This is a genomic window from Faecalicoccus sp. LCP19S3_E2 (assembly GCF_052121255.1).
Lineage (GTDB): Bacteria > Bacillota_I > Bacilli_A > Erysipelotrichales > Erysipelotrichaceae > Faecalicoccus.
Map to the genome: position 1 here is coordinate 1 of NZ_JBQKEP010000005.1, position 24,515 is coordinate 24,515.

General features: G+C 37.1%; 29 protein-coding genes. 22 read left to right on the forward strand and 7 right to left on the reverse strand.

Translation table 11 applies throughout. The features are described 5' to 3' along the window. Positions 1-69 precede the first annotated feature (69 nt). Positions 70-846: an HAD-IIB family hydrolase gene (locus ACTQX6_RS05840; RefSeq protein WP_272001514.1), complete on the forward strand. Its 777-nt coding sequence runs from the start codon at positions 70-72 to the stop codon at positions 844-846. A 520-nt stretch (positions 847-1,366) separates the two neighbouring features. Continuing rightward, on the forward strand, positions 1,367-1,582 hold the full coding sequence (locus ACTQX6_RS05845; protein ID WP_441657372.1) for a hypothetical protein: 216 nt from the start codon (positions 1,367-1,369) through the stop codon (positions 1,580-1,582). Positions 1,583-1,788: 206 nt separating this feature from the next. Here the strand turns inward: ACTQX6_RS05845 and ACTQX6_RS05850 are convergent, their stop codons facing one another. Further along, entirely contained in the window at positions 1,789-2,670 is an 882-nt protein-coding gene (locus ACTQX6_RS05850; protein WP_294686517.1) for a YitT family protein, read from the reverse strand. A 174-nt stretch (positions 2,671-2,844) separates the two neighbouring features. Between ACTQX6_RS05850 and ACTQX6_RS05855 the strand changes: the two genes are divergently transcribed. The 10 genes from ACTQX6_RS05855 (at position 2,845) to ACTQX6_RS05900 (ending at position 11,352) form a co-directional block, all read left to right on the forward strand. Further along, complete coding sequence (locus ACTQX6_RS05855; protein ID WP_117445542.1) at positions 2,845-4,758, forward strand: BglG family transcription antiterminator; 1,914 nt, start codon at positions 2,845-2,847, stop codon at positions 4,756-4,758. 10 nt (positions 4,759-4,768) lie between these two features. Next, on the forward strand, positions 4,769-5,356 hold the full coding sequence (locus tag ACTQX6_RS05860; RefSeq protein ID WP_195222466.1) for an RDD family protein: 588 nt from the start codon (positions 4,769-4,771) through the stop codon (positions 5,354-5,356). A 78-nt stretch (positions 5,357-5,434) separates the two neighbouring features. Then, complete coding sequence (locus tag ACTQX6_RS05865; RefSeq protein ID WP_366558431.1) at positions 5,435-6,793, forward strand: PTS sugar transporter subunit IIC; 1,359 nt, start codon at positions 5,435-5,437, stop codon at positions 6,791-6,793. A gap of 80 nt (positions 6,794-6,873) precedes the next feature. Then, positions 6,874-7,395, forward strand: a complete 522-nt coding sequence (locus ACTQX6_RS05870; RefSeq protein WP_272001521.1) for a GrdB-related putative oxidoreductase — start codon at positions 6,874-6,876, stop codon at positions 7,393-7,395. A gap of 138 nt (positions 7,396-7,533) precedes the next feature. Continuing rightward, positions 7,534-8,580 (forward strand): M42 family metallopeptidase, encoded by a 1,047-nt coding sequence (locus ACTQX6_RS05875; protein ID WP_195222465.1) that lies wholly within the window; start codon positions 7,534-7,536, stop codon positions 8,578-8,580. Between the two features lie 14 nt (positions 8,581-8,594). Then, positions 8,595-9,680 (forward strand): M42 family metallopeptidase, encoded by a 1,086-nt coding sequence (locus ACTQX6_RS05880; RefSeq protein WP_294686502.1) that lies wholly within the window; start codon positions 8,595-8,597, stop codon positions 9,678-9,680. A gap of 84 nt (positions 9,681-9,764) precedes the next feature. Then, on the forward strand, positions 9,765-10,385 hold the full coding sequence (locus tag ACTQX6_RS05885) for a MerR family transcriptional regulator (RefSeq protein ID WP_195222464.1): 621 nt from the start codon (positions 9,765-9,767) through the stop codon (positions 10,383-10,385). Then, entirely contained in the window at positions 10,378-10,620 is a 243-nt protein-coding gene (locus tag ACTQX6_RS05890; RefSeq protein ID WP_294686499.1) for a hypothetical protein, read from the forward strand. Before ACTQX6_RS05885 ends, ACTQX6_RS05890 begins: the two co-directional genes overlap by 8 nt. A gap of 49 nt (positions 10,621-10,669) precedes the next feature. Continuing rightward, complete coding sequence (locus ACTQX6_RS05895) at positions 10,670-10,864, forward strand: hypothetical protein (RefSeq protein WP_294686498.1); 195 nt, start codon at positions 10,670-10,672, stop codon at positions 10,862-10,864. Then, the gene (locus ACTQX6_RS05900; protein WP_294686496.1) at positions 10,861-11,352 is read left to right on the forward strand and encodes a hypothetical protein; all 492 of its coding nucleotides are present in this window, start codon (positions 10,861-10,863) and stop codon (positions 11,350-11,352) included. The genes ACTQX6_RS05895 and ACTQX6_RS05900 overlap by 4 nt, the downstream gene beginning before the upstream one ends. Positions 11,353-11,502: 150 nt before the next feature. On the opposite strand, the gene ACTQX6_RS05905 is transcribed toward ACTQX6_RS05900, so the two are convergent. Both ACTQX6_RS05905 and ACTQX6_RS05910 read right to left on the reverse strand, forming a co-directional pair. Then, positions 11,503-12,411, reverse strand: coding sequence for a dipeptidase (locus ACTQX6_RS05905; protein WP_168964725.1), 909 nt, complete (start codon positions 12,409-12,411; stop codon positions 11,503-11,505). Next, complete coding sequence (locus tag ACTQX6_RS05910) at positions 12,408-14,180, reverse strand: M3 family oligoendopeptidase (protein ID WP_294686491.1); 1,773 nt, start codon at positions 14,178-14,180, stop codon at positions 12,408-12,410. Before ACTQX6_RS05910 ends, ACTQX6_RS05905 begins: the two co-directional genes overlap by 4 nt. Before the next feature lie 386 nt (positions 14,181-14,566). Here ACTQX6_RS05910 and ACTQX6_RS05915 point away from each other — a divergent pair, with 386 nt between their 5' ends. Genes ACTQX6_RS05915 through ACTQX6_RS05935 form a run of 5 tightly spaced genes read left to right on the forward strand, consistent with a single transcriptional unit; the run spans position 14,567 to position 18,104 of the window. Further along, entirely contained in the window at positions 14,567-14,896 is a 330-nt protein-coding gene (locus ACTQX6_RS05915) for a PTS lactose/cellobiose transporter subunit IIA (protein WP_117445559.1), read from the forward strand. A 12-nt stretch (positions 14,897-14,908) separates the two neighbouring features. Further along, positions 14,909-15,232, forward strand: coding sequence for a PTS sugar transporter subunit IIB (locus ACTQX6_RS05920; protein WP_117445560.1), 324 nt, complete (start codon positions 14,909-14,911; stop codon positions 15,230-15,232). A 41-nt stretch (positions 15,233-15,273) separates the two neighbouring features. After that, positions 15,274-16,236, forward strand: a complete 963-nt coding sequence (locus tag ACTQX6_RS05925) for a N(4)-(beta-N-acetylglucosaminyl)-L-asparaginase (protein ID WP_117445561.1) — start codon at positions 15,274-15,276, stop codon at positions 16,234-16,236. 7 nt (positions 16,237-16,243) lie between these two features. Next, complete coding sequence (locus ACTQX6_RS05930; protein ID WP_294686485.1) at positions 16,244-17,359, forward strand: Sapep family Mn(2+)-dependent dipeptidase; 1,116 nt, start codon at positions 16,244-16,246, stop codon at positions 17,357-17,359. Between the two features lies 1 nt (position 17,360). Continuing rightward, complete coding sequence (locus ACTQX6_RS05935; protein ID WP_294686483.1) at positions 17,361-18,104, forward strand: copper homeostasis protein CutC; 744 nt, start codon at positions 17,361-17,363, stop codon at positions 18,102-18,104. A gap of 27 nt (positions 18,105-18,131) precedes the next feature. On the opposite strand, the gene ACTQX6_RS05940 is transcribed toward ACTQX6_RS05935, so the two are convergent. The 4 genes from ACTQX6_RS05940 to ACTQX6_RS05955 all read right to left on the reverse strand — a co-directional run bounded on the left by ACTQX6_RS05940 (position 18,132) and on the right by ACTQX6_RS05955 (position 19,760). After that, entirely contained in the window at positions 18,132-18,617 is a 486-nt protein-coding gene (locus ACTQX6_RS05940) for a DUF3021 domain-containing protein (RefSeq protein ID WP_294686481.1), read from the reverse strand. A 7-nt stretch (positions 18,618-18,624) separates the two neighbouring features. After that, positions 18,625-19,065, reverse strand: coding sequence for a LytTR family DNA-binding domain-containing protein (locus tag ACTQX6_RS05945; RefSeq protein WP_272001541.1), 441 nt, complete (start codon positions 19,063-19,065; stop codon positions 18,625-18,627). 192 nt (positions 19,066-19,257) lie between these two features. Further along, positions 19,258-19,581, reverse strand: coding sequence for a Txe/YoeB family addiction module toxin (locus ACTQX6_RS05950; protein WP_272001543.1), 324 nt, complete (start codon positions 19,579-19,581; stop codon positions 19,258-19,260). An 11-nt stretch (positions 19,582-19,592) separates the two neighbouring features. Further along, positions 19,593-19,760, reverse strand: a complete 168-nt coding sequence (locus ACTQX6_RS05955) for a type II toxin-antitoxin system Phd/YefM family antitoxin (protein WP_117445566.1) — start codon at positions 19,758-19,760, stop codon at positions 19,593-19,595. A 317-nt stretch (positions 19,761-20,077) separates the two neighbouring features. Here ACTQX6_RS05955 and ACTQX6_RS05960 point away from each other — a divergent pair, with 317 nt between their 5' ends. Genes ACTQX6_RS05960 through ACTQX6_RS05980 form a run of 5 tightly spaced genes read left to right on the forward strand, consistent with a single transcriptional unit; the run spans position 20,078 to position 24,514 of the window. Next, positions 20,078-22,030, forward strand: a complete 1,953-nt coding sequence (locus tag ACTQX6_RS05960; protein ID WP_181965562.1) for a BglG family transcription antiterminator — start codon at positions 20,078-20,080, stop codon at positions 22,028-22,030. A 5-nt stretch (positions 22,031-22,035) separates the two neighbouring features. Beyond that, on the forward strand, positions 22,036-22,506 hold the full coding sequence (locus ACTQX6_RS05965) for a PTS sugar transporter subunit IIA (RefSeq protein WP_117445568.1): 471 nt from the start codon (positions 22,036-22,038) through the stop codon (positions 22,504-22,506). After that, positions 22,503-22,808: a PTS fructose transporter subunit IIB gene (locus ACTQX6_RS05970; RefSeq protein ID WP_117445569.1), complete on the forward strand. Its 306-nt coding sequence runs from the start codon at positions 22,503-22,505 to the stop codon at positions 22,806-22,808. The genes ACTQX6_RS05965 and ACTQX6_RS05970 overlap by 4 nt, the downstream gene beginning before the upstream one ends. A 22-nt stretch (positions 22,809-22,830) precedes the next feature. Then, positions 22,831-23,898: a PTS fructose transporter subunit IIC gene (locus ACTQX6_RS05975; RefSeq protein WP_168964734.1), complete on the forward strand. Its 1,068-nt coding sequence runs from the start codon at positions 22,831-22,833 to the stop codon at positions 23,896-23,898. Next, a complete protein-coding gene (locus ACTQX6_RS05980; RefSeq protein ID WP_195222453.1) occupies positions 23,885-24,514 on the forward strand; it encodes a YczE/YyaS/YitT family protein in 630 nt (209 codons plus the stop codon). Before ACTQX6_RS05975 ends, ACTQX6_RS05980 begins: the two co-directional genes overlap by 14 nt. The last annotated feature ends 1 nt before the right edge of the window (position 24,515 follow it).

The following is a 24,515-nucleotide window of genomic DNA, read 5'->3' on the forward strand; positions in this document are numbered from 1 at the left end:
GGAAAAATCTTATTTTTTGATTTTAGAAAAATAGCCTATAATATATAAGTTGTCTGGAAAGGAATCTTTATGCATACATTATTTTTTGATTTTGATGGTACTTTACGTGTACCGGAAACCAATGAAGTTTCAAAAGAAACAATACAGAATTTAAGAACTTTGCGAAAAGAAGGCAACTTGATCTTTATCAATACCGGACGTTGTTTTTCTTCTTTGGAAGGACAGGCAAGAGATTTACCGCTAGATGGTGTTATTTGCGGATGTGGCACGTATATTCGATATCGCGGGCAGATATTATATGAAGTACAAGCTACATCGATTCAAAAAGAGCGTGTGCTCAAGGCTTTACGCACATGTCGGCTCGATGCGTTTTTAGAAGGTCATGGTGGCCTGTTTGTCGATCAGACGTATTCAGATCAGCTGAACCAGGTGATTTCCTTTTTTAAACGAATGAATGTAAATATGTTGTCTACAGAGGATCCTTCTTTTGCGTTTTCTAAGATGAGTCTCTATTATACAGATCAAAAACAAAAAGATGAATTTGAAAATCTATTAAAGGAAGATTTTGACTTCATCAACTTCCCAAATCTTAAAGCGGAGGCTGTTTTAAAAGGGCACTCGAAAGCCAGTGGTATGCGCATGTTGTTGAAAGAATTATCACTTCCATGTTCTACAAGTATCGCCTTTGGTGATAGTGATAATGACATGGAGATGTTAAAGGAAGCAAGCTGCAGTGTTTTAATTGGAAAGCATGCCCCGCATTTACAAGAGTTAGCCGATCTAAAAGCTCCGTCTGCCAAAGAAGAAGGAATCAGCTGGGCGTTACGAAAATTGAATTTGATTTAAAAAGTGGCTACACACAAAAAATTCTCCGGATAATGAAAATAGACCAGGAGAATTTTTTATATATTAAAAGGATGAATGAAAATTCAATTGTTCAAGAATTTTAGGCTGTAATTCGTTTTGAACATGAAGAATAGAAAAAGCTTGGTGGATATCTGAAATTGTGCTACTTTCCAATAAAATGGAAATGTTGTCAATTAAATTATCCAACTTTCTTTTTCCGTGCCAGAAAAGCGCCCTGGACAAATGTGCACATTTCTCAAACATGAATCTTTTCTAGGATTAATAGAATTTGGTTGAATTCTCTGTCGGATAGAAACAGTAAAGATAATAACTCCATGATATCTTTTGAGATTCCATAGATCTCTGGATCAAATCGAAAGTCTTCGTTTTTCTTTCTTTTCTTCGGTTGTATATTCTAACCAGTAGCTATCTTTTTTCTTCGCATTGCGCAAGCAGATCCAAATCGATCGAACATCGAGCCCTCATCGTACAATATGTTCTGAAATCCTGGAGAATGGTTTTGTTGGCCGGCAATGAGTTGATAGGCATATTAAAGACCACGGCGGAAAAGACGATACGTATAGTATTCTTCATCTTGGGCTTCAATACGAATCAGAATGCATCGCTCATCTTGGAAGGGATGAGACTGGCTGAATCAGAGAAGCTGTTTCTTGCAGGGAAAGATGTTTACATTTGTCTAAACATTGTTGAAGAAGAACAGCTTGAAGCAATTTAAAAGAAAGAATGATTTTGGACTGGGCATCAAAATACTGCTTGTCCAGTTCCAAAATATGACCTAATTCGTTTAAATGTGAGATGATTAAACCACCTATTAATCAATACGCATAAAATAGACAAAATCATACATTTTATTCGATATTATTTATATATTTAAAAGAACGCATTTTTTCAAAGAGGTATCGAACTTCAAAACTTTTTATTTTATTCAATGGGTTTTTGATAGAAAGCACCGTAGAAGTGATGCGTCTTATAGACATTGATCAAAACATCGGGTTTGACATTACGTATGCAATCAATAGCATCACGTTGTTCATAGGTGCTGATAACGGTTTTGCAGACATAATAAGGCTTTTTACTATAAGCACCCTGCCCTTTTAAAATTGTCATGCCATGACGGAAATGATCGATAAAAACATCACTGACCGTTTCCGGATCATCGGTGGTGATTTCCAGAGTTACCTGGGCATAACGATCATAAAAACCAGAAATGGTCTTGGTTGAGATAAACTGAAAAACCAGGGAATAACCGGCTGCTTCCCAACCAAAGAGAGCACCGAAGATCAATATCAAAGTAGCATTGAATAAAAATACATAATCCCATAAACTCTTATGGATTTTATTGGATACATAGAGAGCAATAAAATCGGTACCTCCGGTTGAGGCATCGGCTTTTAAGGCAAGAACGATGGAAAGACCGTATAAAAAACCTCCAAACAGTATATTTAACATCTTGTCATAGAAAAAAGGTGTAAAATTAAAAACTTGAAGAAATAGAGAAACTAAACCAAACTGCAGGCAGCTTAAAAATGTAAAGCGATGGGATACGCTTTTATAGCACAAAAGAGCGGCTGGAATATTTAAAACTAAGATGCCCAAGGATACGGAAAAATCAATGCCAAGCAGTTGAGTGATGCGATTGATCAGAATGGAAAGACCAGTAAATCCGCTGGAAAGCAGGTCGCAAGGATTCATAAAAACCTGTATGATATAAACCTGCATCCATGCACTGCTTAGGATCAAAAGGACCGAAAATATAAAACGTGTGATTTTGTTTTTTTGAAGTTGATGAATCTGAGAAGCCATAATGAACCTTCCTTTAGTACAGAAGCCATTATAGAGAAAAATACAGAGATTCTATCACAGATTGTCTTCCTAACAGATAAGGAAAAACCGCAAAGATTTTATTTCCTAATATTAGGAAACAGGAAAAATGGACAAAATAAAGAGGATGCATACAATAAAGTAAGGGATTAGACTATGTTAAATAAACGACAGGAAAAAATCATCATGCTCTTGCAGGATTCGAAGAAATGGATCACGGGTAAGGAATTTGCCCGTTTGATGAATGTTTCAGATCGAACGATACGAAGTGATATCGATACGATCAATCGTACATACAATGCGCATTTGATTGAATCGAATTTACGCAGTGGTTATCGAATCAATGAAGAAATACTGACGACATTGCCAATCGAACTCAATGCGGTATCGATTCCGCAGACACCGGATGAGCGTTGTACATATATTTTGCAGGAGTTAATTTTAGAAAAGAAACAAATCAACTTGTTAGATCTTCAGGAACAAGTTTTTATTAGTGGATATTCTATCGATAATGATATCAAACGCATCAAAAAGATGTTGGAGCCGTACCAGGATCTTTCTTTGATTCGCTCTAAAAACTGTATTCGTTTGGATGGCAGTGAAGAAAGTAAACGGAAACTTTATAAGCAATTACTGTTTGAAGAAACACAGGGAAACTTTTTGAATTTAAACCGACTTTCCAGTATGTTTCATGATTTAGATTTGGAGTATGCCAAAGAAGTTTTGGACAAGATGTTTAAAAAGTACAATTTTCATGTTCGTGAAATGCAAAAACCTATGTTGATGATTCATGTAGGAATAGCATTAGAGAGAATGATCCACCACAATTATGTGGAAACTTCCAGAGATACACCGGAGCTTAGAAACACCAAGGAATACAGCATCACCAAAGAGTTCTTTGATACGATGGCACAATCGATCCATATCGATGTCAATGAAAATGAAGTCGTGTTACTGGCACTTTTGTTGCGAGGGAAGAAAGCAATTACGATGCATAACGACCTTGTACAAAGCGTAACCGATGGCATCAATGTCAATGATCTGGTGACAAAGATCGTCACGATGATCAAAGAAGATTTTGATATCGATTTTGTCAAAGATCTCGATCTAAGAACCGGTTTGGCTCTTCATATACAAGGCTTGATCGAACGAAAGAAAAAGGATATTGTCGTATCGAATCTATATTTACAGGAATTAAAGAGAAAATATCCGCTTGTCTTTGAATTGGCGATTCATGTCGGACAAATCTTAAATGAAACATTAGATATGCAGGTATCAGAAAATGAAGTTGGTTTTTTGGCACTCCATTTAGGAGCCGCTTATGAAAGATCGCATTCTTTTCAAAAGTATCGAGTTGTGATGATCTATCCGGTCGATCAGGCTTTTGGGGATATCTTGTTAAGAAAAGTCGATACGCTGTTTTCGGAGCGAATGACAGTAATTAACTGTTCCAGTTTCTTTGAAGAAAAGATGATCAAAGAGTTAAATCCGGATCTGATTTTGACAACACTGCAGCTGCAGCACAATTTAGATATTTCAACGATTCAGATTTCTTTGTTTATCAGTACCGAAGATGAAAGTAAGATCTTTCAGGCATTGAATGCTTTGGATAAAAAGCGCTATCAACAAAAATTTGAAGATGAGTTAATTGATCTGATTGAACCGGAGCTGTTTTATAAGAATCTGGAATTGCGCACACCTACGGAAGTGATTACTTATATGTGTGATAATTTGGAGAAGAAAGGCTATTGCGATTCTTCATTTAAAGAGGCGGTTTTGAAAAGAGAGGAAGTGGCTGCCACCAGTTTTGTCTATTCTTTTGCGGTACCGCATTCTTTGAATGTACCAAGCTTTCGGCCGGCCATTTCTGTTGGTTTCTTAAAGCGTCCAATCAAATGGGGCGAATTTGATGTCAAGATGGTTTTGCTGCTGGCGGTCAATGAAGAACATCAGGATCTTCTGATCATGTTCTTTGAGTGGTTAAGCGGTATGATCAACAATGCCAATCATTTTGCCGCTTTACTGGAAACAAAAGATTACGACGACTTTGTCGCCAAGATCGTTGAATAGGAGGACTATCATGAGTAAAAAACATAATATAAGGGCCGGGATACAGCTACAGAAGACGAGTGTGAATAACTTTTCTCGTGTAGGTGCCTATTTGATTGACTGGTATATCGCATCGATGTTTGCCGGTATTCCGATTACTTTGATTGCCACATCGATCAATCATAATACAACGATCACACAGGATTTAAGTACCTTACCATTAGGCTGGGCCGTTATAGCCGGTATTTTAGCTATCGTCTTTTATCTGGGCTATTATTTTGTTGTAGAGCTAAAAGTCTATAAGGGACAAAGCTTTGGAAAGCGTATCTTTAAGCTGAAGGTCGTAAAAGATGATGGAAGCGATGTGGATTTTAAAACGATCCTACTAAGAGAAGGCTTGGGAATCATGATTGTCGAAGGGTATTTAGCTAACAGTTCCAGCTATCTTCGTCAGATTCTGCAGCTGTTTACCGATTTTAATATCATGGATCTTGCGGTCTATTTATTTGGAATCATTTCCGCAGTTTCGATTTTGATTGGACTGGCCAGTCCTTCCCGAAAGATGATTCATGACTTTATTGCGCATACGCATATTATTAGTACAAAAGATGAGAATTGATTTCCTAGAGATAGGAAATCATTTATTTTGTATGAATTTTCACAAAATGTTAACGTTATTTCAAGAAAGAGAGGGTATATTATGGATAAACTCGAAAAACTGCTCATGCCAATGGCAGATATTCTTACGAAAAACCGAGTTTTGATTGCGATTCGAGATGGATTCTTGATAACGACACCATTGTTGATCGTTGGATCTATTTTCTTGTTGATCGCAAACTTCCCTATTCCAGGGTGGAATGAGGCAATCTCATCTGTATTAGGTCCAGATTGGACAGGATGGTTTACAGCAGTATCTAAGGCATCCTTTAACTGTACCGGTTTATTAACAGCTTTAGGTACAGGGTATGCGATGGCTCGTGAATTTGGCGGCGATAAGATTCAGGGCGCAGCTGTTGCGGTTGTTGCGTTCTTTATTTTAATGCCAACGACACACATTGCCAGCGATGCAGATGGTAATTTGGTAGAAGGTGCTACCGTTGCCGGTTTGTCTTTTGACTACATCGGACCAGATGGTATCTTCATGGCGTTGATTTGTGCGATTTTAGGTGTATGGTTGTTCTGTTTTGCCTATAAAAAAGGATGGACGATCAAAATGCCTAAGGGTGTTCCTCCGGCAGTTACCGATTCTTTTGCCGCTTTAGTACCAAGTGCAATGGTTATGGCAGCTGCCTTCCTGATTCGAATTCTGTTTTCCTTTACAGAATTTGGAACAATGCAGGACTTTGTTGTTGCAATCTTACAGACACCATTACAAGGTTTAGGTGATACATTAGGAGCTAATGCACTATATACATTCATGTGTTCTTTCCTTTGGTTCTTTGGTATCAACGGTCCGGCTGTATGTAACTCTGTTTACTTCATCGGAAATGTATTAACGGCACAGCAGTTATTGGCATTTGAAGCTGGAAAAGAATTACCATATATCTTTACCAACCCATTCAGTAACTTCTTTACCAACTTTGGAGGCGGAGGTTCCACATTAGGTCTTGTGATTTTGATGTGTACGGTTTGTAAGTCACAGCGAATCAAACAATTGGGACGTTTGTCTATCGTACCAGGTTTCTTTGGAATCAACGAACCAATCATCTTTGGTTTACCAGTTGTATTGAACCCAATTATTGCGATTCCATTCATTCTGGCTCCGATGTTGAACCTGACATTGTCTTATTTTGCCACACTTTGGGAAATCATTCCAAAGACAACCGGTGTAAACTTGCCTTGGACAACCCCAATCGGATTCTCCGGATGGCTTTCTACCGGTTCCTGGACAGCCAGTGTATGGCAGTTGTTCTTACTGGTACTGAACATGTTGATCTACTTCCCATTCTTAAAGACATTGGATAAAAAATATCTGCAGGATGAGGCTAATGCGGAAGCTGCCGGTGGCGAAGAAGAAGACATTTCTTTTGATGATTTAGATTTAGACGATCTATAAGATTGATACAAAAGCAGGCCATCTATCCTGATGCCTGTTTTTGTGCTTATATAGTATAATAACGATAAGGAGGCATACTGATGAAAGTAATGATGATTTTTGATCAGACCCAGGCAGGGTTAGGCGGTAAAGAAAGCCCGGATCTTGCGATGGGAGGAAAGGCAATGGCGATTGGCTCCTGTGGAATGTTTGAACGTTTTATGCAACAAAATGATGGTAAGATCATTGCCACATTGTATTGTGGAGATGGAACATTCAAAGAAGATCCGGAAACGAATGCCAGGAAGTTTGCGGCCATGGCTAAAAAGTTTAATCCGGATGTAGTGATCTGTGGGCCATGTTTTAACTATCCAGGCTATGGATGGATGGCAGCCAAGACAGCACTAACGATCAACGAGCATACGGATATTCCGGCTTTTGCGATCATGTCCAAAGAATGTGAACAAGCCATTGAAGAATTCAAAGATAAAGTTACGATCTTGAAAATGCCAAAAAAAGGTGGAACCGGATTAAACGAAGCATTAAGCGAAATGTGCGTATTTGCGCGTATGTTAGCGAATAAAGAAGATACGACAGCGTTTATTCAGGAACACGCCTATTAAAATTAAACTTTCCAAAGAGGTCACTCCACTATCCACAGACCTCTTTTTTTTGACTTCCTATAAGCTAGGAAACAACCTTAAAATATGAAGAAACGAAAAAAGCCTATAATAAAACTGACAGAGAAAGGTGGCTTAATTATGTATAATGAATGGATGAAAGAATTAACACAGATCATAGGTGTATCAGGTGATGAAAAAAGAGTTTCTCGTTACTTGGCAAAGGCTTATCAAGTACTATGCGATAAAATCGTTTATGATAATTTAGGATCGGTATTTGCGCTCAAGAAAAGTAAAAAAGAAAATGCGAAACGTGTGATGGTTTGTGCCCATATGGATGAAGTTGGTTTGATGATCACAGAAATTCAGGAGAATGGATTATTGTCTTTTATCAAGATCGGGCCAATTGAAGAAAAGGCTTTATATGGAAGCAGAGTGCGTATTCAGACACGCGAAAAAGAATTGATCGGTGTAATCGTAGCCGATGAAGATGCGATAAAAAATAACGATGTAAAAGGAATGCGCATCGATATCGGAGCAGACAGTAAAGAAGAAGTACAGACACAAGGCATCATGGCCGGGGATACGGCAGTTTTTACCGGTGAATATACAACCTTACATCAAAATCGTATCATGGCCAAGGCGGCCGATGCTCGCCACGGTTGTGTACTGGGTCTTGCATTATTACAGGCATTGAAGGATGTAGAACTGGATTTTGATTTATATGTGGGTGCCAGCGTCATGGAAGAGGTTGGACAACGTGGAGGAACCACAGCCACCGGTTTGATTCATCCGGATCTTGGCATTGTATTAGATGGTGGAGCAGCCAGTGACTATAAAGGAAAAGACAATGAAGTCGGACAGTTAGGAAAAGGCGTTCTGATTCGATATTACGATAAAGGAATGATGCCAAATCGTGGATTATTGTTAGAACTGGAAACAGTTTGTAAAGAAAACAAGATCGATTCGCAATACTACTACACGATGACACTGACGGATTCTGCCTGGGTACATAAGCTGTTTAGCGGCTGTCCTACTTTGACATTGGGTGTTTGTGCCAGAAACTCTCATACCGGAAATGTAGAAATTGATATGCATGATCTGGATTGTGCCAAAAAGGCATTGGTTGAAATTGTCAAAGGCTTAAACGAAGAGAAGATACAGAAGTTTAAGGAATATAATCGCTAGAAAGGATGTTTTCTATGACAAAAGAAGCAATAGGAGATATCAATTTAGAGATGCTGAAGGAATTCAGCGAAGCCCATGGTATTAGTGGCAACGAAAAAGAAGTCAGCCGCATCATGAAAAAATGGATGCAGCCTTATGCCGATGAAATTACCTACGACAACAATGGTTCTATTATCGGTGTGCAAAAAGGTACAGAAAATGTATCTTTGATGATTGCCGGTCACATGGATGAAGTGGGCTTTCTGGTTCGTGAAATTGATAAGAATGGATTTATTCGATTGTTGCCGGTTGGAGGCTGGTGGGGACATGTACTACCAAGCCAAACACTAGTCGTAACAACACGGGAAGGAAAACGATATCAGGGGGTCGTCGGCTCCAGTGCACCACATGGTCTTTCCAAGGAAGTGAAAGAAAAAGTCATTCACCCGTTAGACTTGTTTTTGGATATGGGTGTAGAAAATGCACAGGAAATCTATGATCTGGGGATTCAGATTGGTGACATGGTTACACCGGATACACAGTTTACTGTCATGAATAACCCTAATTATTTGATGGGAAAAGCATGGGATGATCGTTTATGTGCTGCTATGGTAGTCGATGTTATGCGCATGCTTCGAAAAGAAGCACACGCTTGTACGTTGTATGGTGTAGGTACAGTACAGGAAGAAGTTGGATTACGAGGAGCCAGAACTGCCAGCAATATGTTACATCCGGATGTGGCGATTGCTTTAGATGTAACCACAAGCATGGATACTCCGATGGATCAAGGAGCTAATGGCCTAGGAAAAGGTGTCATACTCAGTGTGATGGATGCCGGTATCATCGGTAACAAAAATTTCCTGTATGAAATGGAGCGAATCTGTAAAGATTTAAATCTGGATATCAACTATGATATGATGACAGTCGGTGGAACGGATGCTGACAATATCCATAAGGCGCATGATGGTGTTATAACCATGACACTTTCCATTCCCACACGTTATATGCATTCGCATCGTCTGATCATTCATAGAAAGGATTACTGGCAGACTGTCTTACTGATGGCTGAATTTGCTCGTCGTCTGGATACAAATCTGTTAAAACAACTAAAACAATTTTAGGCGAGATCAAAATCTCGTCTTTTTTAGAAAAGTGATTGACCTTCCATCAACTGTAAGGTGTTTTATAAGGGTGAGGTGAAGGATATGAAAATCAAAAAGGCAGCGGAAATGTGTCAAATGACACCACGAAATATTCGCTTTTATGAAGAAGTAGGTTTGATTCAGGCAACAAGAGTTGATAATGGATATCGGGATTATGGAAAGAAAGATATTGAAAGACTTCAACAAATTCGCACATTGCGAAATCTTGGCATCCGCATTGATTCGATCAAAGCGTATTTTAAAAAGGAGAAGACTTTTTATCAGATTATTCAAGAGCGTAAACAAGAGCTGAATCGTCAAAGAAAAGACATGGATGCAATCTATCAAATGTGTGAGCAGTTAGAAAATCAAAAGCTTCCATTAAGCAGCAGTGTAACCAATCTCATAGAAGATACGTTACAAGAAAAAAGATATAGGTCCAAAAAACCGGTTTATGGTCGCTTGTTGTCCAGTAATGTGAAAAATCGATTGAGTCGGCGAGCTGTATTGATAAATAGTATTGCCGGACTGCTAATATTTTTTTGTATTAGGTTATTTGTTTTTAGGCAATCTTTTGAATACATTATTGAAGAATTCCGGAAATTTTTCACAGCCTATGATCAATTCGTTGATCTTTATTCTTGTGCTTATCCTAACATTTTTGATGTCTGTTTATATGTGTAAGACTACCTACTTTGAACTTCGTGAAGGTGGTATCTATTATCTGGATAAACAATCGCCATGTTCTTCATGGGATTTGTTTATACATATTTTGAAAAACGATTATTTATCATGTATGGAATTTGTATCTTTTGATGATTTGGTGGCGGTCAAAGTGGATGCACAGACCAAAGGTATGATTACAGGAGGAAATCACTTTATTTCTTTCTTTCTTTATCATTTTATTTACGAAGGTTGAACGAGCCATTCGTTTGGATTCCAATCTGTTTTATGGGGAAGAACACTTTATGCTGGTGTTCCGTGTATTACATGATAAAGCGCCCAAATGGATCGATCCCAAACATTTAGATAAAATCCTGGAGATGTCGCATGAAAAGGCCTATAAGTTTTTAGATGACTACTTTTGGGAAAAACGCCCATGGCATAAAACATCTAGATATCAGAAATGGAAAAATAAACAGAAAGAAAGAGATAAAAAATGAGTTTAAAAGAACTTTCAAAACAGTATATTTTATTGGCATCTATTTATACAGGATCTTATTCCAGGACACCATTTGAAATGACATATCGAGTGTATCCCGGCTATGTGCATGTAGAGTATGATGAGCATGGATTCTTACTGAAATATAAACAGGAGCAGTATTCTTTTTCGTATGCAGATATTGAATCGTTGGAATTGTCGGTTTGTGGGCGAAGAGCAACTATTCGACAAAGCTATGTACTCACGATCCATATAAAAGTAAAAGAATGGGATTTGGAAATAGAAACGTATGATTTTGATGATGCGATGATATTTTGTCAAAGAGCACCGAAAGAAGTTTTTACGGATCGGCTTAACTTAATTTCTTTGTATCAGAAGCTCAAACAAAACCCGAAAATGTTTTATCAGTATTTGAATAAACATAATGAAGATATCTTTAAAGATTGTCCACAAGATCGAAGAAGAATAGATTTTGTACGGAAGCCATGAAAGAAGAATAGTAACTATTTTATCAACTGCGTATAAAGCTCTGTGAAAAAAACACATAGCTTTTCAAAAGTTCGTACATAAAAGTGTAGTGCAAGCACAAAAGTTCGTACATAAAAATGTAATTGGTAATAAAAAGTACCTGTAGCTATATTACTGCAGGTACTTTTGCATAAAATCATATGCATTTCTATAACAGATCTTTTCGATTTCTTCTGGCGTAAAAGAATAGTGCTTTAATGCATCGGCAATGTTTTGAATCTGCGTGATATCTTTCATACCAACGACATTGCTATCTTCCATACCTTCAATATAATCCATAAAATCAAAGCCTAGTGCCATATGTTCGATACCGATCTTCTCTTTTAAATAGATGAGGATATTTATAAAATCTTCCAGCGTTGCATTGTCTTCTTTCTTTTTGACAAACCAGCGTACCGGAATAGCTCCAACCAAGCCATTCTTTTCTTTGATGACCTGAAGCTGTGGATCGCTAAGATTACGATAATGATTATAAAGTGCTTTGACATTGCTGTGGGAAGCAATAATGGGTTTTATGCTCTCTTTGGCAATATCGTAAAAGTTCCATTCGCAGCAATGACTGGTATCTACGGCCATGCCAACGGTATTCATAGTATGAATGACACGTTTTCCTAAATCGGTTAAAGGCTTATTGCCCTTTTTTGCACCACAGGCTAAAGCGTTTTCATCATTCCAACAAAGAGAGGCCATACGTACATGATGCGCATACAACCATTCTATTTTTTCTTCAGGATCTTCTGTGATTCCACATAATCCTTCTACAGCGATAAAGACTTGAATTTCTTTATCTGGATCAAAGGAAAAGTAGCGGCTATTGAATATACATGTTTCTGTATAGCTGACTGTCTCTTGCATGGTTTTCCAATCTTGGTTTCCATCAAAACAACATACAATGGCCGAAAATTTCATATTTCCTTGTCGAAAACGAGGATAATGAAAGTGATCTAAACGATTAGGATCACTGTCTTTATGATCGAAAAGATCATTGCCTATATCGTCGTGAAGATTTGCGAATATCATGCCTTTTCTCCCTGGGATAATTCTAAAAATTCGTGCATTTGATCTACGATAGACTGTAAACTTTGTTTCCAGAAATCTGGTTCACTTAAATCAATATCGGCAATGGCGGCTACATCTTCTACGGTATTGGTTGTCGTAGCCTTTAAAAGTGCTTCATACTTTGGAATAAAGGCTTGTCCTTCCTTTTGGTATTTGGCATATAAACCTCTGGAGAATAAGGCGCCAAATGTATAAGGGAAGTTGTAATAAGCAATATCCGGTATATAGTAATGCACTTTTGTGATCCAACGGTATGTATGGATCCAATTTGGATCTAGTCCATCTCCAAAGGATTTTAAAAGTGCTTTTTTCATCAAATCACAAAGCTGATCGGCATTTAAGAATCCATGTTGTACATGTTCAAATACTGATTTTTCAAACTGGAATCGAGCATAAATATCTAATATATTTTGACATAGCGCAGATAATTGTGAATCAATGACCAGCAAACGATTTTTTTCATCCATATCTTTAGCTAAGGCATTATAGATCAGATTCTCATTAAAGGTGCTTGCGGTTTCGGCTAAAGGCATACAATAATCACGATTAAGAACAGGCTGGTCTTCTATCATCATGCCATGAAAGGCATGCCCTAATTCATGAGCTACCGTTACGATATCACTTAATGTATTGTTGTAGTTTGTGATAATACGACTTTGACGGATCCATCCTAAATTCTCACAGAAAGCACCTGGTTGTTTACCAGGACGTGTTGGATAGTCGATCCAATGTTCATCAATGGCTTGTTTCGTCATTCGATATAAGTTTTCACTGACATTTTTAAAGTGTTTAAGAAGATAATTTTCACAATCATCGATGGAGAAGTTGAAATCACAATCTCCTAATGTAGCATATATCTCATACCATGGAAGTCCATTTTCATATCCTAAAAGTTTAGCTTTAGTTTTTAAATAATCTCTAAAAAGTGGTAAGTATTCTTCGATACTTTCTGTCATTGCCTGTAACGTTTTTTCAGACATACGAGAATCGATCAACATCTTTTCCAATGGATCTTTATAGCCACGCAATCGGGATTCTTTGTATTGTTGTTGTTTGATGGCACTGATCGCAAAGGATAATGGCTGGGCAATGCTTTCGTAAGCTTTTTGTTCGGCTTCATAAGCTTCTTTACGTACTTTTGAACTCGTATCGTGGCACATATTTTTAACCTGTGTCAAAGGCAGCCACTGGCCATTATAAAAGGCTTTAGCATTACCGGTCAGAGCATAATACATATCCGAGAAAGCTTTTAAGCTGGTCGGATAGACCATGGATAAGATTTGTTCCTGTTCGTCACTTAACGCATGGGATCGCTTCGAAAGCTTTTCCTTAATGATAAAAGAGTAGGATTTTGCCAACTCATCGTCCTGTAGCTTTTCTTCTAAGTTTTCAATGTTTAAGATCATCGACCAAAGTTTAGACTGATACAGATTTAAAGAGGAACACAAAGATAAAATGTTGTTGGACCAGGCAATGTTATCGGTATTGTTGGCATCGACGCTTAACATCAGTTGTGTGTACATCTTTAATCGATAACAAAGATCCTGGATCTCCTCCAGTTTTTTAAGACCGTCATGTAAAATACATTCTTCTTTTTCTTTCTGCAAGTCTTCACAAAAAGAAAGTAAACTAGAAGATAATTCTTTTAAAGCCTGTACATCGTTTTGAAAGTGAGGATCCTGATAGCCGGTATATAGGGCATCCAGGCTCCAATGGGTTGATTTAGACATAAAGATTCTCCTTTTTCTTTATTTTTATTATAGGCATCTTTTAAAAGAGAAGAGGGTGAATCCATTTCCTATCATTAGGAAGTAAACCTTGGCTATAATCTTTCATAAAGGAAGAAGCCTGTTTTAATGAGTGATTGGCATTTATAACAGCATGAATTATCGCTTAAAGATGGTTCTGACTATAAAAGTTGCGATCGTGAGATCATTTAAAGCTTATTATTTTATGATGGATTCAATGTCACAAGTTTTGGATTGTAGTCATGCATAAGCAAACGACTTTAAATGCTTGATTTACCGCTATATTTCCTAGGTGCTAGGAAATACGGTTGGTAGAAAAGGGAAGGTAGTTATTGTAAAATGATGGTAAATAAACGGAGGAAAAGTATATGGAAGGATTAGAACTGATTTGCTTCCAAATCATTTCCAGTGTTGGGACAGCAAAATCTATGTTTATCGAAGCGGCAAAGCTGGCGCAAAACTATGAATTTGCCAAAGCACAAAATATGATCGATGAAGCCGATGAAGTGATGGTCAAAGGTCATGAAGTTCATGCTTCTTTGATTCAACAGGAAGCAGCCGGTCAGGGTGTATCACCAACGATGTTGTTGATGCATGCAGAAGATCAGCTGATGGCTGCTGAGAATTTTAAAGCATTTGCCCAACAACAGATTCTGATTTTTAAGAAGTTTCAGGCATTAGAAAACAAATTGGGATAGGAGGAAGAAACAATGAAACGAGTATATTTATTTTGTGATCAGGGAATGTCCACAAGTATGATGGCACAGAGAATGCAGGAAGTGGCAGACAAGCATAATTTGCCAATTGAATGTAAAGCTCATTCATACAAAAGAATCGATGCAGTATTGGAAGAAGTCGAACTGGATTGTATTTTGATCGGTCCACAGACAAAATTTTTGTATGACGAAATCAACAATAAATATGGGGACAAAATTCCGGTTATGGTTATTGATGCTGCCGATTATGGTATGATGGATGCCGAAAAGGTATTGAAAAAAGCCATCGTACAGATGAAAAAATTTAAAAACAAATAGTCGCTGTCAACAGCGATTTTTTAGAATACAGGAGGAAGCGTATGTACGGAATTATCGCAACATGGCGCATGGCTTTGGAAGGGATCACAAAAGCTGATGCGATGTTAAAAGAAGGAAGCAATGCCAAGGATGCCATTGAAACTGCTGTTCGAGATGTGGAAGATTTTGAATTCTATAAAAGTGTAGGCTATGGTGGACTTCCTAATGAAGAAATGGAAGTTGAACTGGATGCAGCCTTTATGGATGGCGATACATTGGATGTTGGATGTGTGGGAGCTATCAAGGATTTTGCCAATCCGGTCAGTATCGCAAGAGCTCTATCCAAAGAGCCGGTCAATAACTTTCTGGTCGGCGCCGGTGCAGAAAAATATGCTCATCGTCATGGATTTGAACGAAAAAATATGTTAACGGAACGAGCCAAGATTCATTATCATAACCGTGTTAAAGAAACAAGTGCCGACAGTGAATTGAAACCTTACTCCGGACACGATACGGTAGGTATGGTTTGTGTGGATGCCGATGCGCATATGACCAGTGCAACCAGTACCAGCGGTTTATTTATGAAACATGCCGGGCGTGTAGGTGACTCCCCGGTATCTGGTTCCGGTTTCTATGTGGATTCCAAGGTCGGTGGAGCCAGTGCGACCGGTTTAGGCGAAGATGTGATGAAAGGCTGTGTATCGTATGAGATCGTGCGATTGATGAAGGAAGGAAAGACACCGCAGGAAGCTTGTGAGATTGCGGTACAGTCTTTTGATCAAGAGTTGAAAGAAAGACGAGGAAAAGCCGGAGATATGTCTTTGATCGCCATGAATAATAAAGGGGAATGGGGCTGTGCTACCAATATTGAAGGGTTCTCTTTTGTTGTGGCTACAAGAGATTTAAAACCGACTGTTTACTTAGTAAAGTTTGATGAAAACGGAAAACAATATTTTGAAGAAGCCAGCCAGGAATGGATGGATAATTATATGAAGACACGAACCGCTCCCTTAGTTCGTAAGTAGGCTTATCATGGAAGAAAAACTATTAGAAAAAATTGATGAAATCAGTGATCAGATGATCGAAGGTATCAAACGAATCGTTCGTATCGATAGTGTGGAAGGCACACCATGCGAAGATATGCCTTTTGGAAAAGGTGTCAATGATGCCTTGGAAGAAACTTTAAAGCTGGCTCATGAATTAGGTTTTGAAACAGAAAATGTCGATCATATGGTCGGTATTGCCAAATATGGATCCGATGATGATTACATTGGTATCATGGGGCATTTAGATGTTGTACCGGTGGGCGATGGATGGAAGAAGCCACCATTCTCAGCCTATGAAGATGAAAACGGAAGAATCTATTCTCGTGGTATTTTAGATAATAAAGGGCCGATCTTAGCTAATCTCTATGCGTTATATGCCATTAAGGAACTGCAAATTCAGCTCAAACATCCGGTATGGGTCTTATTTGGGACCAATGAAGAAACAGGATTTCATGATTTGGAGCACTATTTAAAAGTAAAAAAGCCACCGATCATGGGCTGGACACCTGACTGTAAGTATCCGGTTGTCTATGCCGAGCGTGGACGAGGTGTCTATCAGATCAAAGCCGATATGAATCATCAAAAGGAATTCAATGCCTTTGTCAATGAATACCTGTTATCCAGTGATGATCATGCCAATAAGCTGGGGCTTGATATTCAAGATGACGAGTTTGGTATCATGCAGTTAAGAAACAAGAAGCTGGTCGATGATGAAGGAAAACTAGTATTTGAATTTTCTTTAAGCTATCCGGCTGTGATCACCAATGAAGAAATTTTAAAACAAATTCGCTCAAAGCTTTCTGATCATTTGGAGCTGACTTGCACCAGCAATTATGATCCCGTACGCTTTGAAAAAGACTGTTTCTTGTGTCAGACTTTAAAAGAAACTTATGAAAAAGTAACCGGAATGGACGGGACACCGGTTACGACAACCGGAGGGACATATGCCAAGATCATGCCCAATATCGTACCCTTTGGCCCAAGCTTTCCCGGACAGAAAGGAATCGGCCATAACCCCAATGAATGGATGGATCGAAGTGATTTGATCAAAAACGCAAAAATCTATGCGTTAAGCATTTTACGGGTAGCCGATGGTGAATAAGATGAATCAGGTAGAAATTTGTTGTGGAAGTTATCAGGATGGAATTGCCGCTTATAAAGGTGGTGCCAAACGTATCGAACTTAACAGCGCTTTAAGTGTGGGTGGATTAACACCGAGTGTAGTTGCACTAAAACGCTTGAAAAAAGAGACGGATCTAAAAGTGATGTGCATGGTGCGTCCTCGTGCCGGTGGTTTCTGTTACAACAAAACGGATACAGACATTATGATGGAAGAAGCCAGAATGTTATTGGAGCAAGGTGCTGATGGAATCGTATTTGGTTTCTTAAAAGAAGATAAAACGATCGATGAAGAAAAGACACAAGATATGGTCAAGCTGATCAAGTCGTATCAAAAAGAAGCGGTTTTTCATCGTGCTATTGATGTAACGATTGATATTGATGAAGCGATGCAATGCTTGATTCGCTGTGGTGTGGATCGTATTTTGACCAGCGGACAAAAGGCAAAAGCGATGGAAGGTATCGAATGTATTGCACATATCCAAAAAACATATGGAGACAAGATTCAAATTTTACCGGGTAGCGGAATGAATGTACAAAATGCCAAAGAAATGTTAGAGAAGGCACAAGTGCATCAGATTCATTCTTCCTGTAAAAGTTATGCACAAGATCCAACAACAGTATCACAATATGTGACTTACGCCTATATGGATGCACCTCATGAATCGGATTATGATCAAGTGGATGCCGCTTTGGTCAAACAACTGGTTGATGTTGTGATGCGATAAGGTAAAAGGGACTGTGACAAACTCTGATCAAAGATTAGAAGTTTGCTCAGCCCTTTTTTCATTCTTTTTTTTAAGATGTTGGTTCATACGCTGAATTTCTTTTCTTTGGATTTGATACAAAATAAGCCATATACAAAGATAAAGGATAAAGAATAAAACACTGTATGCTAAAACACCGAATGCGGTATGAGACATCCAGTGCATGAACCATGCGATGGGAAACATGGTGATACTCATACATAAAAAGTGTATAAAGCTTTGTTTCAAAAGGCTCCAAGACTCGATTTCCCATATTAGGCTGGCTGCGCTGAAAATAGCACCCATCAATGACGAAAATAGAGTTTGTACACAAATCGCTTGCAGTGAAGATTCAAATAATGCCAGAAAAGCCGGAGCACAGGGGATATAATCTTCACTTCCTGCTAAATAAGAGATTATGATTGACAACAAATAGGATATTGTGATTCCTAAAGGTATTCCCATCAAACTACGTTTTACTATTTCTTTTTTCATACAATCCTCACATTCCTAATATTTTTTTGATTTTTGGCACATATCGACGAGATACATAGCTTTTTGAACCATCGATACAGTTTACACAGATAGTTCCACTCAAGCTTAGATCAAAATTCACAATTTTTGATATAGAAATGATTTCTGAATGCGAAATACGAATAAATTGTTTTTCATCTAACAACTCTTCTATCTGGTAAAGCGTTTTTCGTATTTGAAAAAGACCTTTTTTGGTTTGTATCCAAACTTTTCCATGGTCAGCATAAATACGAAAGATTTCTTCCGACTTGATGAGAACATGTTTTTCATCCTGTATACCTGTTAATACAGATAACGGCTCTTTTTCTATACGAGATGCCAGTTCTTGAATGGATGCACTCAAAGCTTTTGTGATGATGATCACTTGTGTTTCCGTACAGTCTTTTTCAATTTGAATTTGTACTTTCATGAACTTTCCTTTCTGAAGTCATTATAATAAGGCAAGTCCATAGATACAATAAAACAAAGATAGATGGTAGGAATTTAAGAATAGGTGGTATTAAAAAAGGAAAAGTTGAAGAACTTTTCCGCTATAGGTTTCAAAGGAGTAAGGTTCTTGTTCTTGTACCTAATGAAATTTTAAGTTTCTTAAAAATAGAATTTATAATTGGAGAACTTTAATCTTTTTTTCTTCTTCATACACTTTGTAAATCAATCTATGGTGTATGTTGATTCTATGTGAATAGAATCCATCTAAATTACCAACCAATTTATTATATTGTGGTGGCTGTGCAAAAGGATCTTTTTGAATCAATTCCAAAAGGTCTCTAGCTTGATTTATAAGATTTAATTTTTCTAATTGTTTAAGACCTTCTAATGCTGTTTTTGAAAAATAAATTTCATAGACAAATTCTGTATCTGATTCATATCTTCTCATATCTTTAAAATCTTCATTTTCAGCATTTTTGATTAAATCTCTTGTCATACCAGGACTATCTAGAATACTAATTGATTCCATAATTTCAGCCAATTCTTTTTAGAAACCATCACAACATTATTGTCATTTGATTTGACAATACGTACTGTATTGAATCCAAAATTCACTTCATCCATAATTTGATAGAATTTTTTCCTGGCTTCTGATGCATTTAATGTATCATTCATAGCATCACCCCTTTCTAACGTAATATTTTAAGTACGCCTTATATGTTATCACGAACTTAATCGAGTACTTCAAATGCTGTTTGAATGATTTAAAAATATTATTCATTTTAAACTATTTACATAATAAATGAGGTTTCGGATTTGTTTTGTTATAAATACGGCTGTTATAAATACATCTAGTGTTTAAGATGCGTTTTTCAATTTTTATTGATAGGATATTAATCTAGCGTTTGATTTCCTTTATCAACGGAAATAGTGCGTCTATGATAAGTTAAGTTTAATTATTATACTTTATACAGATGAGGTGAATGATATTCATGCTAAATCAAAGAGAAATTAAAATTATTAAGTTTCTTGAAAACAAAAATGAGTACGTATCTGGGAAAGAATTGGCCACTTTCTTAGAAATCTCATCCAAGACATTACGTAATGATATTCATATTTTGAATCGTACCTTGATTACTTTTGGAGCAACTATATCTGGTATCAAAGGAAAAGGGTATCGGTTAATAATCAACGATCTTGAACAGTTTTCATCTTTTAAGGATGGTTTGATAGCAGATCAGATTAATTCTTCAATTATGATTCCGACTAGTCATGAAGGGAGAGTTAATTACATAATACTCAAATTATTGCATAAAGAACTTGATAATCATCAGATTGTTACTCAAGGTGTTCTTTGTGAGAGTTTGTACATTGGATTAACAACTTTGAAACAAGATATGGCAGATGTACGTAAAATACTTTCATCCTTTAATTTGAGTATCGTCAAAGATGGTATTAAAGGAATTCGAATACAGGGAAAAGAAGAAGATATTCGAAAGGCGTTGCATTATTATATATCGAGAGAAAAAGAAGGATTTTTGATTGATTTTAAATCTATTATTCCTTTTTTCGGAGAAGAGGAAACGACACTAGCCGATCAAATTTTAAGAAGTTGTTTGGAGAGGCATCAATTAACTATTACGGATATAGGTTATGTAAATTTATTAATGCATATTCTTATCTCAATTCAGAGAGTACGTTCAAAAAATTTGATATCTGTTGTTGAGCATGATGAATCTTTGTTCGAAACAAAAGAAAATCATGTTGCAAAAGATATTAAACGCGATATAGAAAATGCTTTGAAAATTGAATTGCCTGACGAAGAAGTTTATTACATCACAATTCATTTGTTAACTCGAAAGGTGTCAATAATGAATCTAGATGAAAAAATATCAATGAATCAAGATTATCAAGATATTGTGAAGAAAACTTTAGTTTATCTAAAAGAAAAATTGGATCTAGATTTTTGCCGAGATTCGATTTTAGTGAATTCATTAACGGTACATCTTCAAAGTGCCTTAAATCGAATTCGTTTTGGAATGAATGTGAGTAATGCTTTGCTGGTTGATATACAAAAAAATTATTCGTTTGCTTATAAGATAGCTAGCGTGGCTTCTCAATATATTGAGGAACAACTTACTGTCAAAGTGAATGATGATGAAATAGGATACATAGCTTTACATTTTGGAGCAGCATTGGAGCGAATGAAGACGCCTTATGAAAATGAAAAATTAAGGGCAATCATCGTTTGCGCATCTGGATTGGGAACGGCTGTATTGTTATCGGCAAAGATTAAAAGCCACTTTTCTCAATGGGTAGGAGTTACCCAAGTGATTTCATTAAATGAGCTCAAGAATGTTGATCGAGAAAGTTTTGATGTTGTGTTCTCAACAGTTGATATTGATTCAAAGGAATATGGCCTTTTAGGGAAACAAGTACTTAGGATTCCTGTAATTTTATCGACTAAAGATATTAAGTATGTGGAAGAACAGATTCTAAAAGATAGAAAAACTTATTTAGATTTCTTGAAGTATACAGATGAAAAGCTATTTTTTAACAACACGAATTTCAGTACACGTCAAGAAGCGTTAGGTTTTATTTTGGATAACATGGTTAAAAATGAATATCTGAATAGAGAGGATATTGAAAAGTTTTATAAACGAGAAAATATATCATCAACAGAGATTGGAAATTTAACAGCAATTCCACATGCGATAGAACTGGATCCTCCAATTAGTAAAGTAGCTATATTAATCAATGATAAGCCATTTTTATGGGAAAGAGAGAAGGTTCGTTTGGTTATTTTATTGAGTATTCGCAAAGAATTATTCAAAGATTTCGAAACTATTTTTGAGGGGATGTATGAAATCTTAAGCGATGAAAGTACAGTGTTCTCTATATTAAAAGTAAAAACGTATCAAGAATTTATTAGATTGTTGAGGTAGGTAAAATGGAAATAGGCAGAATGCTATGTATAGAAAATATATATCTTAAGGAAAAACTAAATACTAAAGATGAAGTGTTACATTTCATTGGTGAAGTTTTATGGGCTAACAAATACATAGATGATAAAGAAAAAGTTTATGAAGGGTATATAGCAAGAGAATCAGAAGGAACAACGGGCTTTGGTGATAGCTTTGCGATTCCACATTGCAAGTCAAGTGCAATACATGAAGCAGCTATTGTTGTTATCACGCTAAATCGAGGTATAGAATGGCAAGCTATGGATGGAAAACCCGTTGATTTTGTGATTGCTTTAGCTATACCAGAAGCTTTATCAGGTACGTTACATTTAGAACTACTTGGCAAATTAGCGTCTAATCTAATGGAAGAATCATTTACTGAAGGATTACGCAACGCCAAAAATAAAGAAGAATTGTTTAAAGTGTTAAAAGTAGCTATCGAGGAGGAAGAATTATGAAAATTGTAGCAATAACTTCATGTCCTACTGGTGTTGCTCATACAAATATGGCAGCTAAAGCTTTAATGAAGCATGGAACTGCAATGGGACATACAATTAAAGTTGAAAAGCAGGGCGCGTTAGGTATTCAAAATCGTTTGACTAAAGAAGAAATTGAGCAGGCAGATGTTGTAATTTTTTCAGTAGATCAGAAAGTTCGTGAAGAAGAACGTTTTGCAGGTAAGGTTATTCATAAAACTAGTGTGTCGGCTCCAATTAAAAACGGACGAGCTGTCATTGAAGATGCATTGGAAAAAATATAATCGAAAATAAGGAGAATTTAAAATGAAAGAGTTTTTACAAGACATGAAAGGGCACATCTTAACTGGTGTTTCTTACATGATCCCATTCACTATCGCAGGTGCAGTTATTATGGGCATTGCCCGAGTTGGTGGTATGTTTTATGGTGTAACAGATATTTGGGATGCAGCTCATCAAGCAGATGCAGGACTTATTCCTTTCTTTAATACACTAGATGGTTTAGGTGGATTGGCTTTGAATATGATGTTGCCGATTTTCTCTGGTTTCATTGCTTTTTCAGTAGCTGATCGCCCAGCTTTAGTTGCTGGTATTGTTGGTGGCTTATTGGCTAGTAATTTAGGGACTGGTTTCTTAGGTGCGTTGATTTCAGGTCTATTTGCCGGCTATTTAATTAAATTCATGGCAGAGAAAATTCATTTGCCAGAAAGTGCCTCAAGTGTATTACCTGTATTTATCTTACCTGTGTTTGGTACATTGTTTACTGTATTGTTTATGCAATATGTTGTAGGGGCTCCATTTGCAGCTATTAACCAGGCTTTGGTTGATTGGGTTTCTATGATGTCAAATGGTGGTAACGCATTGATTTTAGCTATAGTTATTGGCGCAATGGTTGGCTGCGATTTGGGAGGTCCTGTTAACAAAGCAGCTGTAACAACTGCAATGGCTTTATTGACAGAAGGATTATTTTTGGCGAATACAGCAGCACAAGTTGCAATTATCATTCCTACATTAGGATACGGAGTTGCTACATTTATTGCTAAGAAAAAGTTTTCTAATGAGTTAAAAGAAGCAGGAAAAGCAAGCTTTATCATGGGATTGGTTGGTATTTCTGAAGGGGCAATTCCATTTACATTAGTAAATCCAACTCGTTTGATGATTGTTAATATGGTTGGATGTGCTGTGGGGTCCGCTATAGCGGTAATGGGAGGCGCCGTAAATGAAATCCCGATTTCTGGATGCTACGGATGGTTACTTGTAAGTAATTGGCCTATCTACATTTTGGGTATCATAGCTGGTACAGCTATAATTGCTGCAGGTGCTATTTTCTTAGGAAAAGGTTTTGACGAGGAAGATATCGATGGTGTTATGTAAAAAGAGGGAGAAACCTCTTTTTACTTTATCTCAGTTATTATGTTTTTTTAGCGGAATCTTTATTTTACAGATGGGAGTGGCTATACAAGTTCGCACTGAACTAGGATTGGGGTGCTGGGATTCGGTTAACTTAGGAATCTCTAAATTATTTAATTCTAGTATAAGTCTAGCTTCATTTACGGTTGGTGTAATCATGGTTATATTGGCTGGCGTGATTAGAAAAGGAAGATTTCGCTTTACGACATTAATTACTGCATTTTGTATGGGGTTTGGAACAGATATATGCCTCTTCATTACTTCATTTTTTACCATTCCAAGTGAAAGTTGGAGGGTATATCCTTTTTTAGCATTGGGTATACTTTTAGCGGGTATCGGTTTCGCTTTATACCTTCAAAGCGGATTACCTCCAAATGCCTTAGATGATTTTACCTTAGCTCTTACAGAACGATACCCTATTGATATCGGGAAAGCTAAATTAGTTGTTGATATCAGTGGATTGTTGATTGCATTCTTATTGAAAGGTCCAATTGGACTTGGAACAATTTTTATTACATTACTAGTAGGACCGTGTGCAGGTGTTTTCAATAAGGTTTGGAAATCAATCTTAAGAAAGTGAG